The 13,198-nt window shown below is 63.3% G+C and carries 11 protein-coding genes; 9 read left to right on the forward strand and 2 right to left on the reverse strand.

Annotation, left to right across the window (positions count from 1 at the left end; translation table 11 throughout):
* Nucleotides 1-17: 17 nt before the first annotated feature.
* On the reverse strand, nt 18-2,372 hold the full coding sequence (locus tag ACWIKC_RS09870) for an EAL domain-containing protein (RefSeq protein WP_454597332.1): 2,355 nt from the start codon (nt 2,370-2,372) through the stop codon (nt 18-20).
* A 297-nt stretch (nt 2,373-2,669) separates the two neighbouring features.
* Here ACWIKC_RS09870 and ACWIKC_RS09875 point away from each other — a divergent pair, with 297 nt between their 5' ends.
* Both ACWIKC_RS09875 and ACWIKC_RS09880 read left to right on the forward strand, forming a co-directional pair.
* Nucleotides 2,670-2,906: a hypothetical protein gene (locus tag ACWIKC_RS09875; protein WP_454597333.1), complete on the forward strand. Its 237-nt coding sequence runs from the start codon at nt 2,670-2,672 to the stop codon at nt 2,904-2,906.
* 160 nt (nt 2,907-3,066) lie between these two features.
* Nucleotides 3,067-3,768 (forward strand): CDP-alcohol phosphatidyltransferase family protein, encoded by a 702-nt coding sequence (locus ACWIKC_RS09880; RefSeq protein ID WP_454597334.1) that lies wholly within the window; start codon nt 3,067-3,069, stop codon nt 3,766-3,768.
* Between the two features lie 126 nt (nt 3,769-3,894).
* Here ACWIKC_RS09880 and ACWIKC_RS09885 read toward each other — a convergent pair whose 3' ends face one another.
* Complete coding sequence (locus ACWIKC_RS09885) at nt 3,895-4,884, reverse strand: NAD(P)H-binding protein (RefSeq protein ID WP_454597335.1); 990 nt, start codon at nt 4,882-4,884, stop codon at nt 3,895-3,897.
* Nucleotides 4,885-5,101: 217 nt separating this feature from the next.
* On the opposite strand from ACWIKC_RS09885, the gene ACWIKC_RS09890 reads away from it, so the two are divergent.
* The 7 genes from ACWIKC_RS09890 to ACWIKC_RS09920 all read left to right on the forward strand — a co-directional run bounded on the left by ACWIKC_RS09890 (nt 5,102) and on the right by ACWIKC_RS09920 (nt 13,181).
* Nucleotides 5,102-8,686 (forward strand): chemotaxis protein CheB, encoded by a 3,585-nt coding sequence (locus ACWIKC_RS09890; protein WP_454597336.1) that lies wholly within the window; start codon nt 5,102-5,104, stop codon nt 8,684-8,686.
* A 59-nt stretch (nt 8,687-8,745) separates the two neighbouring features.
* A complete protein-coding gene (locus ACWIKC_RS09895) occupies nt 8,746-9,066 on the forward strand; it encodes a response regulator (protein WP_454597337.1) in 321 nt (106 codons plus the stop codon).
* A 186-nt stretch (nt 9,067-9,252) separates the two neighbouring features.
* On the forward strand, nt 9,253-9,831 hold the full coding sequence (locus ACWIKC_RS09900) for a fasciclin domain-containing protein (protein WP_454597338.1): 579 nt from the start codon (nt 9,253-9,255) through the stop codon (nt 9,829-9,831).
* Between the two features lie 132 nt (nt 9,832-9,963).
* Complete coding sequence (locus ACWIKC_RS09905) at nt 9,964-10,479, forward strand: CBS domain-containing protein (RefSeq protein ID WP_454597339.1); 516 nt, start codon at nt 9,964-9,966, stop codon at nt 10,477-10,479.
* A 183-nt stretch (nt 10,480-10,662) separates the two neighbouring features.
* On the forward strand, nt 10,663-11,238 hold the full coding sequence (locus tag ACWIKC_RS09910; RefSeq protein WP_454599482.1) for a LuxR C-terminal-related transcriptional regulator: 576 nt from the start codon (nt 10,663-10,665) through the stop codon (nt 11,236-11,238).
* Nucleotides 11,239-11,436: 198 nt separating this feature from the next.
* The gene (locus ACWIKC_RS09915) at nt 11,437-12,225 is read left to right on the forward strand and encodes a bacteriorhodopsin-like (RefSeq protein ID WP_454597340.1); all 789 of its coding nucleotides are present in this window, start codon (nt 11,437-11,439) and stop codon (nt 12,223-12,225) included.
* Between the two features lie 104 nt (nt 12,226-12,329).
* On the forward strand, nt 12,330-13,181 hold the full coding sequence (locus ACWIKC_RS09920; RefSeq protein WP_454597341.1) for a Brp/Blh family beta-carotene 15,15'-dioxygenase: 852 nt from the start codon (nt 12,330-12,332) through the stop codon (nt 13,179-13,181).
* Nucleotides 13,182-13,198: the final 17 nt, after the last annotated feature.

Consider the following 13,198-nt stretch of genomic DNA (forward strand, 5'->3'; position numbering starts at 1 on the left):
AAACGGATTGCAAGACCCTACGCCGCGATGACCCCCCGAGGCATCTGCGCGAGCAGATCGTCCATCGCGACCGGATGCGAGAAGTAATAGCCCTGCGCTTCCTCGCAGCCCATCTCGCGCAGGAGCTCGACAACCCGGGCACTTTCGACCCCTTCGGCCACCGCCGTGCGCCCCAGCGAATGGATCATCTGGATCGCCGATCCTACCAACGCGCGGTCATCCTCCGAGGCCTCGATCCCGGACACGAAGCTGCGATCGATCTTGACCTCATCGGCCGGAATCCGCCGCAGGTATTCGAGCGATGCATGCCCCATTCCGAAATCGTCGACCGAGAGCTTGATCCCCATCCGTTTGAGGTCTCGCATCGTCTGCGAGACGACTTCGTCGTTCTCGATCGGCGCGGTTTCGGTGATCTCGAGGATGATGTTGGCCACCGGAAACCGATGCGCAGCGATGATCTGCTCGAGTTGCGGGACGAACAGACGATCGCGCAGATCGAGCGCGGAGATATTGATCGCGATCTGGAAATAGGGATAGCGATCCAGCGCCTTGCGCGCCTGGACCAGAGCGTGATTGAGAACGAAGAAGGTGATCATGCCGACACGGCCATGCTCTTCGGCAAGGGCGACAACCTTGTCCGGTTCGATCTTCCCCCGCGTCGGATGGGTCCACCGCAGCAGCGCTTCTGCGCCAACGATCAGACCCGTGGAAAGCGAAACCTTGGGCTGAAACGCGACACCCACCTCGTCGTTGCGAAGCGCAGCTTCGAGCTCCGAAAGCATCTGCCCCCGCCAGGCGATATCATCGGCGACCCGAAGCTCGCTGGCGAGGAAAACGCGACCGGTGCGCGCGGCGTCCTCGGCGCATTGCATCGCGTTCTCGGTCCGCTGGCGCAGTCTGGCTTCGTAATTGGAATCGATGCCGATCGAGGATGCGATATCGGGCGCCTGCGATCCCACGGTTATGCTGGTGCGGAACAGGGCATGCAGTCCCTGCGCGTGATCCGCGAGATCGGCTGCGGGTGTTTTGGCTCGAGTCCAGACGAATGTGTCCTTGTGGAAGGCGAATTGGGCCGAGGAATCGGTGGCACGCAGCATGGTGTGCGCCTTGATCAGCAATTGATCGATTTCCTGCGGCGAAAGGATCGCGGAGATGGTCGCGAAATTGCGGATCTTCAAGGCCAACACATCCATGTCTTCGGCCGGTTGAGACCCTTGCAACGTCTCGATCCTGCGCAGCCCGGTCGATCCTCGATACGTCTTGTTCGCGAGGCGGTAGAGCCGGAACGAGGCGATCGCCAGGCAGACCACCGCCGGCATCACGTCAACGCTGATATTAGTCATATCGAGAACCAGGGGCACCGACACCAGCGCGCCCCCCGTCACCAAGGCAAGATGCCTTGGCGGTGAAGGCCTTCTTGCAAGGACAAGAACGATGCCGCAGATGGCAAGGAAGGCAGGAAACCAGCCGAGGTCCAGAGGATAGCCGTGCTTGAGCGTCTCTGCGCCGATCACGTGGAAGTAAGCGCTGGGTACCAGCTCGCCGAACGGCATCGGATTGAGGTCGCGCAGTGCCCGGCTGGCTGGAGCGATAACGACATCCTTCCCCCGGATGGCCTCCGCGCCGACCCTACCCGAAAGCGCATCGATATAGCTGATCGTCGGAATCGTGGCGTGATCGACCGCGAAATCGGGCCTGTAGGCACCGCCTTCCACGTCCAGCCGCGCAAGTTCAGCCGAGAACGAGGGCCGCTCCTCGCCAAGGATGAACGAGCTTGTCGGGAACCGCGACGAAAGGCCGAAGGGCGCCATTTCGCCGTACATGGAAACGATTTGCGCAAACTCGCGGAAGCGCGGGTTTGGAAGGATGGCCGAGGCCGATCCGTCACCCTGGTCGAACTTCGGGGTGCCGCCGATATACACTCTGGGACTATGCCGCTCGAGTGCGCGAGCGAATTGCCCATCCTCGCTCGGAGTGGTCAAATCCGCATAGGCACGCGCGAAAAAGACGCGGTCGGCCCCAAGCGCGAACAATCGGTCGAGGACGCGTGCATCCGCGCTGCGACTGGGTTCGTCCGTTCCCATGGCGTTAAGAGACTTATCGTCGATAGCCACCACCACCACCTGCTGATCCGCAGGGTGCGACCGTACTGCGGCGCGGATCGCACGAAAGCTGTCTTCGACCGGAAGGGTCAGGTCGATAAATCCCGCTACCAGCCCGATCAGCATGGCCCATGCGGCTATCCGTCGACGGGCGGTCTGCGGTTCGGCAACGTCCTGCTCGCTGCGAAAACGACCCCGCAGCCCGCGACGCCAGCGCGAGGCAAAGCGGAACAGCCCGCCATCCTGATCTGGTTCGTCAACTTCACGCATAGGCTGTGGGCGGCAGCCGCCTCCCCTCAATAATCGACTAAGGCTTCCGGGCTTCCTAGGGCTCCAAAGGGTAATATTTCGTAACTTTCGGCCCCTGCCACCAGACCGGCCCAGCGTTCTTCGCCTCGGATAGGCATCCGGGGAACGCGAACACCGGAAAAACCAGGAACCAGGACGAAAACCTTTCCAAATCAGGGCTGAGCCGATGGTAGGCACGGTTCGTCGAACACGCGCGCCGGTCAGGAACCATCTGGCGTGGCGAGCCTTTGGGGAACTCACGCAAAGAAGGATCGCACTATGAAAATTCGCAATTTGATGTTTGCAGCGGCCGCCGGCTCGCTGATTTCGGCTCCGGTCGCACTCCAGGCGGCCAATGCCGCGCCGCTGGATCGCAGCTCGATGCCATCGAGCGAAGAGTCCGAACTCGGCGGCGGAATCGGCGCCGCGATCGTCGTGGCCGCTCTCGCGGCTGCGGGCATGCTCGCTCTCATTCTTACCGACGACGATGATGACGACCTTGCCGTCAGCCCCTGATTGAGTAAATCGTTACCGAGAAAGGCGGTCCCCCGGGGCCGCCTTTTTCATGTCTGCGCGCCATCTGGTGTTTCCGGGATTTCCCCGGTCGCTCTTTGTCGTCTTGCCGCCGGGATTGGACACAGCGGGGGTGTTCCGTTACCGGGCGCGTGGCAAATTTATGACAGACACCCCAGATCCCAAGGCACCCATTGCCCCCATCCACCGTATCCAGGAAAACCTGATTGCGCGGCTGGAGCGGCGTGCCCTCAACCACCTTTGCTCCGTGATGCCCCATTGGGTCACTCCGGACCTGCTGACCTTCACCGGCATGGTCGGCGCGCTGTTCGTCTTTGCCGGCTATCTTGCCAGCAATCTGGACGCCAACTGGCTGTGGCTGTCGATCCTGGGCTATTTCATCCACTGGTTCGGCGATTCGCTCGATGGCAGCCTCGCCCGGTTCCGCAAGATCGAGCGCCCGCGCTACGGCTATTTCCTCGATCACAGCTGCGACGGCTTTGCCACCATGCTGGTGGTGATCGGGATCGGGGTGACGCCCTACGTCCAGCTCGAGGTCGCGCTGATCGCGCTGGCAGGCTATCTGCTGATGTCGATCCACGCCTTCCTCTCGGTTCGTGTGCTGGGCGAGTTGCGGCTGTCCTATTTCAACGCCGGCCCGACCGAATTGCGGCTGATCCTGATCGGGCTGACGCTGGCGATGCTGATCGCGGGGCTCGAGAGCCCGATTGTCTGGGAATTGAACGGCTTCGACCTGTTCGTCGGCGGGATCGGCCTGATCCTGATCGCGCTGTTCGTGCTTCAGACCGCCACCACTGCGCGGCGGCTGGCGCTGCAGGAGCCGGCCAGGAACTGGCCCGGCTGAGCGCGCCAGAACAACCGGCAGCCTAGCGGACCGTGAACCGGTCCAGTTCACGAAATTCGTCGCGGTTCTTCCACCCAATTGCTGCCCGATCCTCGACCGTGACCCGGACACAGACTTGGTGAAACGTCAGAAAACGGCATGATCGCCGCGTTCCGGCGTGGCGGTGCCCTGCAAGACCGAACGGTAGTAATCGAACAGGGTCTCGGTGCCCGTCGAGGGCGTGGCATCGGAGTCATAAAGCCCCGTTTGCGGATCGAGCACCAGCATGGACTCGGTGGCGTAATAGCGGCCGATGCGGGCGAGTTCGGCTTTGTCGGCCAGCGATGGCACGACCCGCCCAGCCACACCGAGCCCGGCGGCGATGACGTCGAGCAGGCCCACGGGGACAGAGCGAAACTTTGCCGGGCGCCCCAGCATGGCGAACAGCGCTTCGCCCTGCTGGCGAGGGGTGATCGCCTCGCCCGGCCCCCCGATGGGAAGTATCCGGTTCCAGCGGCTCTCGTTCACGAGGCAGTCCGCGATGTATTCCGCCAGATCCCCGTCGCCGATCGGCTTGCAGGCGGTCAGCGTGCCATCGCCGAACAGCAGGAAGGGGCGGCCCTTGCGAACGCGCTCGATCTGTCCCGAAAGCGATTTGAAGAAGGCGGTGGGTCGCACGATCGAATAGCGCAGACCGGATTGGATCAGCGCCGTCTCGAAGGCCAGCTTGGCGTGCTGGAAGGCGAGCACCGGTTTTTGCACGCAGATGGCGGACAGCAGCACGAAATGCGCCACCCCCGCGCGCTGTGCCGCCTCCAGCGCCAGCAGGTGCGCGTAGTGATCGACCGCCCAGGCATCCTTGGGCGCCCCCGTGCGCGAGGCCATGCAGGACACCACCGCATCGAAACGCTCGCCAGCAAAGCCGTCGCGGGCGAGCGAGACCGGATCGCTCACGTCGACGCGCCTGACCTCGGTGAGACCAGACAGCCCGGCCCCCGCCGCCGCCGCCATACCACCCTCGGGAGACCGCTCGCGAACGAACGCGACCACCTCGTGGCCGCGCTGCACGAGCGCGGCAACGGTCGCCCGACCGATGGTCCCCGTCGCGCCGAGCACGCAGACCCTGAGACGCGCCATCAGGCCTGAGAGCTCGGGAGGTGCCGCAGGCTCCAAGCGAATTTGGATGTTGATCCGACCGGCGCTGCCGTGGGCATATCTTTCCCCTTGCTCCCCCGCAGTTTTCGGCGTTGGGTTCGGTACGGCAATAGAATAAATGCATTTTTGCCAGTATCCTCGAATTTTTTGGAGTTTATGACTGTCCGATAGTGACAAATCCCCCGATGACCCGGCCCAGGTGACACAATCACAGGCAGGGCGCGGCGCATACAAGTCCGATCGGCAGACAGCACCACAGTCCCAAGGCAGCGACGCGGAAGATGGCGTCGGCGGCAGTTTCCCGATCGTGGGGATCGGCATGTCGGCGGGCGGGCTCGAGGTTGCGACCGCGTTCTTCAATGCGATGCCGGCGGACAGCGGCATGGGCTTCGTTGTCGTCCAGCATCTCGATCCCACCCGCGAGAGCCTGCTGGCCGAGCTGCTGGGCCGGGAAACCTCGATGCCGGTCGTGCAGATCGCAGACGGGATGCCCGTCGAACCCAACCGTGTCCACATCATCATCCCGGCCAAGACTCTGCTGATCCGCGACGGGATCCTGCGTCTGGTCGAGCCCGAAGCCCCGCGCGGCCACCGCCATCCGATCGACAAATTCTTCAGCTCGCTTGCCGAGGACCAGAAGGCCAAGGCCATCGCCATCGTCCTTTCGGGCGCCGGCAGCAATGGCACGGCCGGGCTGGCGGATATCAAGCAGGCTGGCGGCCTGTGTATCGCGCAGGACCCCGAGATCGCCAAATTCGACAGCATGCCGCGCCATGCAACGGCCTCGGGCTCGGTCGATCTCGTGCTTTCGCCCGAGGACATGCCCGAGGCGCTGATACGCTATGCCAGCCATTCCTACGTCGATGCCCCGCGGCCGGAACTGGCGGAGGATGTCGGCGCGGACTCCACGGGTCCCGGCATCGATGACGTGCTCAACCTGCTGCGCGCTCGCGCAGGCCACGATTTCAGCCAGTACAAGCGCAACACCCTCTCCCGCCGTATTCATCGCCGGATGGGCATCGCCCACATCGACAAGCTCGGCGACTATCTGGACATGCTGGAACAGGATCCGGAAGAGGCCGGCCGGCTCGTCAAGGACCTGCTGATCCATGTGACCGCGTTCTTCCGCGATGCCGAGGCCTGGGACGCACTCGATCGCGAGGTGATCACACCAATGGTCGAGAAGGCCGAACGCGGCGAGGCGATCAGGGTCTGGGTGCCCGCCTGCTCGACCGGCGAAGAGGCCTTCACGATCGCCATGATCCTGGCGGAACGCAGCGATGCTTCCAGCAAAGCGCTCGCGATCAAGATTTTCGCGACCGATGCCGCCGAACACCATCTGAGTGCCGCACGCCGGGCCACTTTTCCCGGCAGCATGGTGGAAAGCCTGCCGTCCGAGCGGATCGAGCGCTTCTTCGACAAGCTCGATGACAATTATTACCGGGTCAAGCCGGAGATCCGCGAGCGGGTGCTGTTCGCACCGCAGAACCTGCTGCAGGATCCGCCCTATTCGCGCATGGACCTGGTCAGCTGCCGCAATTTGCTGATCTATCTCGAGCCTGCGGCGCAGGACAAGGTGCTGTCGCTGGCTCATTTCGCGCTGCGCGAGAACGGCTATCTGTTCCTCGGCAATGCCGAGACGGTCGGCCAGCGTGACCATCTCTTCGCCTGCGTGTCGAAGCGCTGGCGGATATACCGCCGCGTCGGACCGGCCCGGTCGGCGGCGCTCGATTTTTCGCATTGGCCGGTTCGCAGTGGCCTGGTCCCGGACACCGTCGCGCCGCCCAGGCTGGCCGATATCGCTTCCAGGACGCTGGCAGAGCGCTTCGCTCCCGCCTCGGTGCTGATCGACCGTAACTATCGCATCGTCCATTACCATGGCTCGACCGAAGACTATCTGACCCAGCCATCGGGCAAGCCGACGATGGATCTGTTGGCGCTTGCCCGCGACGGATTGCGGATGTCGGTGCGAAGCGCGGTCCGCAAGTCGATCCAGGAGGGCGAGCCGGTCGCGCTGCGCACCGCTTTCAAGAGCGGATCGAGCGATGCTGTCGTGGTGACCGCGAGTGCGGTCCCAATCGAGGGCGGTGCCGACCTGATCCTCGTGAGCTTCGCCAAGGATAGCGATCGCGATACGCCCGCGCGCGCCGATGCAACGGCCGCCGCATCCGATGGCGACTTCGAGGAGGAGTTACGTTCGGCGCGTGAGGAGATGCACTTCACCGTCGAGCAATACGAGACCGCCAACGAGGAATTGACCGCCGCCAACGAAGAGGTGACGAGCGTCAATGAGGAATTGCAGGCCACCAATGAGGAGCTCGAATCCTCCAAGGAGGAATTGCAATCCCTCAACGAGGAGCTGATCACCGTCAACGCCCAGCTCGATCGCAAGATCGTCGAGCTGGCCGAAGCGAGCGACGATCTTCAGAACCTGCTCGAAGGCAACGATATCGCGACGATCTTTCTCGATACCAAATTGCGGATCAAATGGTTCAGCCCGGCGATCCAGAGCCTGTTCAACCTGCTCGACAAGGACGTCGGCCGGTCGATTGCCAATTTCACCCAGAAGTTCTCCGTCGGCGATCTGGCCGGAAAGGCGACGGCCGCCATCGAGCGCCTGACGACATCCGAACAGGAAGTGCGGGCCGACGACGGACGATGCCTGGTGCTCCGCGTCTTTCCCTACCGCAGCCGGGACAACCGCATCGTCGGTGCGGTCGCCACCTTCATCGACGTCACCGATTTGAAATCGACCCAGGCGGGCATTGCCGAAGCCCGCGACTATGCCGAGGCGATCGTGGAAACGATCCGCGATCCGCTCGTGGCGCTGACCGGGGATTTCCGCGTGCGCTCGGTCAATCCGGCGTTCCACCAGACTTTCGGCACCAGCAATTCCGATACGATCGGTCGCTCGGTCTATGAGCTGGCGGATGGGCGCTGGGATGTTCCCAAGCTCCACACGCTGCTGGAAGAGATGCTGCCCTCCGAACGCCAGATCGACGATTACGAGATCGGGCTCGAGGATCCGCGGCTCGGCATGCGCTGCATGCTGCTCAACGCCCGCCGTGTCGCGGAAGACGATGGTCGCGCGGAATTCATCCTGCTGGCGATCGAGGATGTCACCGACCGCCGCGATGCGGACAAGCACCAGGAATTGCTGGTCGGCGAACTCAGCCATCGGGTGAAGAACACCCTTGCCGTCGTCCAGTCGATCGCCACCCAGACGCTGCGGCACAGTACCAGCCTCGAGATATTCCAAGACGCGTTCCAGGGACGTCTGCAGGCGCTGGCGGGTGCCAACGACGCCGTCATCGATGGCAGCTGGAAGGGCGTCACGCTCAGGCACATCATCGAGCGTGCGCTCAGGCCGTTCGGGGTCGACCAGCAGGTCGCGCTGGCGGAGGGGCCGCAAATCGATTTGCGCCCGCAAGCCTGTCTTGCGCTGACGATGATCCTCCACGAGCTGACGACCAATGCGGTCAAATATGGCGCCTTGTCGGGCTCTGCGGGGCTGGTTTCGATCAGGTGGCATATCAGCGATGTCGGCAAGGATCGAAAGATCACGATCGACTGGACCGAAAGCGACGGCCCTGCGGTCGAGCCGCCCTCGCGGCGTGGACAGGGCACGCGCTTCATCGAACGAAGCACCGCCTACGAGCTGAAGGGCAAGGCCAGCGTGGCCTTCGAGCCCGGCGGGTTGCGTGCCACGCTCGTCTTTCCGTGGAGTGCGGCGATCATGCCGCTCGCCCGATCGCCCGATGCGAGCCCGGTGCCCGACCGCTGACGGATGCCGCAATACCCGCACTGGCCGCTCGGCGGCTGCTCGTCGTCGAAGACGAATTCATGGTTGCCGAGCACATCGCCATGCTGCTTGAGGATTTCGGATGCGAAGTCGTCGGGCCGGTCGGGACGATCGAGCAGGCACTCGAGTGTGTGGCCAAGGGCGCTATCGACGGAGCGCTGCTCGACGCCAATCTCGACGGCACCAGCAGCGCGCCGATAGCCGAAGCCTTGCAGGCCGGGTCGATTCCCTTCGTCGTGGTGACGGGATACGGGACGCGCAAACTCGGCGACGAAGTCCTCGATTGCGCCCCTCGGCTCATCAAGCCGTTCAGCACAGCCAATCTCGGCGAGACACTGATCGCGGCCTTCACGCCCCACTGATCACCTCGTCGCATCGCGGACCTGTATCGTCGATGGCACTGATTGCCCGAAAGATCGCTCAATCTACGAATTGCATTCGTGAGAGTAAGGCACCGCCGAGGCGATAACTACGGCACAAAGGCCGTATTCAGGACTGCGGGAGCTTGGTTTAGACTAAGGTTCCCCCATAACCAATCGAGGATTACCATGCTCAAATTCACCACAACCGCGGCGCTGACGCTCGCCCTCGTCCCGCTCGCCGGCTGCACGACGATGAATGACGCCAACGCCGATGTTGCCCCCGCAACGACGACGGTTGGCGGCGCCACGATGTATCCCTCGCGGACGATTGTCGAAAATGCGGTCAACTCGAGCGACCATACCACGCTGGTCGCGGCGGTTAAGGCGGCTGGGCTGGTCGAAACCCTGTCCGGCCCCGGCCCCTTCACCGTCTTCGCGCCGACCAACGCCGCATTCGCCAAGCTCCCGGCAGGCACGGTTGACACTTTGCTTCAGCCCGCGAATCTGGAAACCCTCCAGGCCGTGCTGACCTATCATGTGGTGCCGGGTCGGGTCACGGCGAGCGAACTTCTGGCAATGATCGAAGCGGGCGGCGGACAAGCGCGCCTGACCACGGTTCAGGGCGGCCAGCTGACGGCCAGCGTGATGGGCGGCCGCGTGATGCTCACCGACGCCAAGGGCGGAATGGCCCATGTTACTCAGGCGGACGTCATGCAGTCCAACGGCGTCATTCACGTCACGGACGCCGTGTCGCTTCCTGGCTAACGTCGAGATCTGCCTGCGGAGGGCCATCGCATTGTGATGGTCCTCCGCCTCAGCAGACGACCTTGTTTGCGAGACTGTTTCAGCCGTATCCAAGGGCCGACGCACCCTATGACTCGATGAAGAGGTATCTCATTGAAAATCAGCGACCGCAAAGAGCTCTTCCAGAAGGCCAAACCGCTGACCTGCGCACGGTCCGAAACCGTGTTCGAAGCGGTAAAACAGATGGCCGAGAAAAACTTCGGCTCGATCATCGTCGTCGATGACGACGATTGCGTCATCGGGATGATGACCGAACGCGATATTTTCCGCCGCCTGATCGCGGCGGAACTCGATCCCAAGACCACAAAGGTCGAGCAGATCATGACATCGCCGGTCCGGACCGCAAAGGCGGACGACGAGCTGGTCGACTGGTTGCGGATGATGTCGAACGAGCGGTTCCGCCGCCTCCCCATCGTCGACAGTGGCGGCAAGATTATCGCCGTCATGACCCAAGGGGATTTCGTTTCCTACACCTGGCCCGAATTGCTCGGCCGGTTCCGCGAGCTCGCGCAAGCCAGCCTGCCGGACCGGGTCAATCCGCTATTCCTGATCATCAGCATATTGATCTACACGGTGATTCTGATCTTCGCGATCACGCAATTGGGATAGCTCGATCGACCCGGCGCAACGCCGGTAGAAAGGCAATCAGACAGGCTATCCCCATTGCAATTCGGCCCCGTCTGGCGGATACTCATCGCTATCGTGGGAACCAGCATCGTCAACGAAGCAACTGCCACTGCAGCGAGTGATCCCGGCGAAAAGCGCCCAGAGCCTGCGGTATGGGCGGCGCAATTGATCGAAGCCAGCCCGATCGCCTCGGTCATTTCCGATCCGCGCTTGCCCGACAATCCGATCATTTGCGTCAACCAGCCCTTCATCGAGCTGACCGGTTATGGCGTCGACGAGATTATCGGACGCAATTGCCGGTTCCTCTCCGGCCCGGGAACGGAGCCCTGGCTGACCGAGCGGATCCGCCAGGGCGTCCGCGACCACCAGCCGGTGCTGGTGGAAATCCTGAACTACAAGAAGGACGGCAAGCCTTTTCGCAACGCGGTCCTAATCGCGCCGATCTATGACGAAACGGACGAACTGCTCTATTTTCTCGGCAGCCAGATCGAGCTGGTGGACGACCAGCCGCAGATCAGCCTGGCCAGGCGCGAACGGGCCGCCACCATGCTGAAAACGCTTTCACCCCGCCAGCTTGACGTGACCCGGATGGTTGCGCAGGGGCTCCGCAACAAGCAGATCGCTGCGGAACTCGACCTTGCCGAAAAGACGGTCAAGATGCACCGCGGCATCGTGATGAAGAAGCTCGGCCTCGAAACGGCGGCCGATCTGGTGCGCATCGCGGTCGAAGCCGGCGACTGAACCAGCCGGTCTCTCGCCAAAAGCAAGACCTACTCCCCATACCGACCAAAGCCCGTATTTGCTTCGCTATCGGCGACGCTTAACCCTTTGTTCGTCGTCCAAACGTCGGGTCCTGGCTTTTACTGTCGCAGGTCGCAAGTCGGGCGGACGCTATCCAGCGGGTCGCAACGACCGGCAGAACCAACAGGGAGCAGCGCGATGGAAGCCCTTTCGTCATTCCAGTATTCGCTCGTTTACAACGCCTTTTCCTTCACGCTCGCGGCCATGGCCGCGACAACGCTGTTCCTGTGGATCAGCCGCAGCCAGGTGGCCCCCAAATACAAGACTGCAGTCACCATCTCCGGCCTGGTCTGCGCCATCGCCGCCTATCACTATTTCCGCATCTTCGAGAGCTGGGAAGCCGCCTATGTGGTCGAGGGCGGGCGGGTCATCGCCTCGGGTCTCGCCTTCAACGATGCCTATCGCTACGTCGACTGGCTGCTGACCGTTCCCCTGCTGCTGATCGAGCTGGTCCTGGTGATGGGTCTCTCGCGCTCGGAGACCGTCAGCAAATCCCTCAAGCTCGGCTTTGCCGCCGCCTTGATGATCGTGCTCGGCTATCCCGGCGAAATCGCGGACGACAACACCACGCGCGCCATCTGGGGCACCTTGTCGACCATTCCCTTCCTCTACATCGTGTATGAGCTGTTCAGCGGCCTGGGCGCCTCGATCGCGAACCAGCACGAGGGTGTGCGCAAGCTGCTCAAGCAGGCGCGACTGCTCACCTTCGCCAGCTGGGGCTTCTATCCCATCGTCTATATGGCGCCCTTCATCGGTCTCACCGGAGCGACCGCCGAGACGACGATCCAGATCGGCTACACCATCGCCGACCTCGTCGCCAAGGCCGTGGTCGGGATCATGATCTACCTGATCGCAGTCCGCAAATCGGCGATCGAATCCTCGCTGGCGGACGAGCGTCAGGAAGCCAAGGAGGCGCTGCCGGTCTGACCCAGCCGCGTGCCGCTTTGGCAAGGGAGCCGCTGTCGATCCTCGGATCGGCAGCGGCTTTGCCGTGGTTGCAGGCGGCGGCGCTGGCAACCGCGCTGCTGGTTGTGTCGGCGCCAGGTCTTACGACCAGCCCCTCGCTGCCCATGGTCGCGACCGTGGTCTTCCTGGCCGGGGGCCTGCCGCATGGCGCTTTCGACATCCATCGCGTGATGGAACGTGCGCAACTGGGGCGCCGCTCGCTGGTGGCCTTCGTGGCGCTCTATGTGGCGATCCTGATCTTCGCGCTGGTGTGCTGGCGGATCGCGCCGCAAGTGATCCTGCCGGTGTTCCTGCTGACGGCGATTGTCCATTTTGCCGAGGACTGGCCCGAGGTCGAGGAACCGCTGTTCCGCGCCGCGCTCGGCTTCGCGCCGCTTTGCGCCATCGGCGTGGGCCATCCCGATACGGTCGCCTCGATTTTCGCGGCGATGTCCAGCGAGGCGGCGGGCCTCGCTGTCAGCCGCGGCTTCCTCCTGTTGGCACCGGTCACCATCCTCATCGCCGCAGTGGGGCTGGCGGTCACCGCGCGCACCATCAACTGGCACCGCCCGGCGCTGTTCGCCGGACTGATCGCGGCGCTGTTCGTCCTGCCGCCGCTGATCGGCTTCGCGCTGTTCTTTTGCGCCTTCCATACCCCGCGTCACATGATCGGCATCCGCCGCGAGCTCTCGAGCCATGCGCCACTGCGGATGGTGCTGATCGGCGCCGGGCTGAGCGGGCTGGCCGTGCTGATCGGGCTCGCGTTTGTGCCTCAACTGCTATCGGGCGGTGTGCTTTCGGCGGCGGCGGGTTTCCAGCTGCTCGCGGCGCTCGCCTTGCCGCATCAAAACGCGGGCTGGATGGAACGCGTGCTCCGTCGCAAGAAACGAGGCAAGCGCGCACCCGGCATGGTATCGGATGCGCGCCTGGCATCGTGAATCGGCACTGTCGCGCG

This window comes from Qipengyuania sp. SM2507, assembly GCF_053714505.1.

What these genes read in the sequence shown, in the direction of transcription:
- ACWIKC_RS09900 (WP_454597338.1), top strand. Translation starts at nt 9,253, where the DNA reads ATGCTCAAATTCACCACAACCGCGGCGCTGACGCTCGCCCTCGTCCCG.
- ACWIKC_RS09885 (WP_454597335.1), bottom strand. Translation starts at nt 4,884, where the DNA reads ATGGCGCGTCTCAGGGTCTGCGTGCTCGGCGCGACGGGGACCATCGGT.
- ACWIKC_RS09880 (WP_454597334.1), top strand. Translation starts at nt 3,067, where the DNA reads ATGACAGACACCCCAGATCCCAAGGCACCCATTGCCCCCATCCACCGT.
- ACWIKC_RS09870 (WP_454597332.1), bottom strand. Translation starts at nt 2,372, where the DNA reads ATGCGTGAAGTTGACGAACCAGATCAGGATGGCGGGCTGTTCCGCTTT.
- ACWIKC_RS09915 (WP_454597340.1), top strand. Translation starts at nt 11,437, where the DNA reads ATGGAAGCCCTTTCGTCATTCCAGTATTCGCTCGTTTACAACGCCTTT.
- ACWIKC_RS09875 (WP_454597333.1), top strand. Translation starts at nt 2,670, where the DNA reads ATGAAAATTCGCAATTTGATGTTTGCAGCGGCCGCCGGCTCGCTGATT.
- ACWIKC_RS09895 (WP_454597337.1), top strand. Translation starts at nt 8,746, where the DNA reads ATGGTTGCCGAGCACATCGCCATGCTGCTTGAGGATTTCGGATGCGAA.